The 601-nt window shown below is 56.9% G+C and carries 1 protein-coding gene; it reads left to right on the forward strand.

What is annotated here, in order from left to right; genetic code table 11:
- A partial coding sequence (locus E5987_RS12790; RefSeq protein WP_160336446.1) for an FAD-binding protein occupies positions 1 to 601 on the forward strand: 601 nt, incomplete at both ends.

The following is a 601-nucleotide window of genomic DNA, read 5'->3' on the forward strand; positions in this document are numbered from 1 at the left end:
GTCAACCAGGACGGCAAGCGCTTCATCAACGAACTGCAGACTCGTGACGTTGTTTCCGCTGCTGAGCTCAAACAGCCCGGCAAAGTCGGCTACCTCGTTTTCGATACAGCCACTCGCAAGAGCCTGAAAGCAATCGAAACATACATCAAGAAGGGCCTCGTTACAGAAGGCGCCACACTTGACGAACTCGCCGACAAGCTCAAGATCAACGCTGCCAACCTGAAGGCCACAATGGAACAGTATGCTAAGTTCCAGGCTGACAAGAAAGACGCTGAATTCGGCCGCGCCGACATGCCGCGTCCTCTGACAGAAGGCCCCTGGTTCGCTGTTCAGGTGACTCCGGCTGTCCACCACACAATGGGCGGTCTGAGAATCAACACTGAAGCTCAGGTTCTCGATAAGAAGGGTCACGTTATCCCGGGTCTCTTCGCTGCCGGTGAAGTCACAGGCGGTGTTCACGGTGCCAACCGCCTCGGCGGCAACGCTATGGCCGACATCGTTACATTCGGCCGTATCGCCGGACGCAACGCTGCTGAACAGCCGACAGGCGTGATCGTTCCGCGCGGACAGAAACCGGAAGACGCAGAAAAAGCTGCTGTTG

It is taken from the genome of Parasutterella muris, from assembly GCF_009767915.1.
Classification (GTDB): domain Bacteria; phylum Pseudomonadota; class Gammaproteobacteria; order Burkholderiales; family Burkholderiaceae_F; genus Parasutterella; species Parasutterella muris.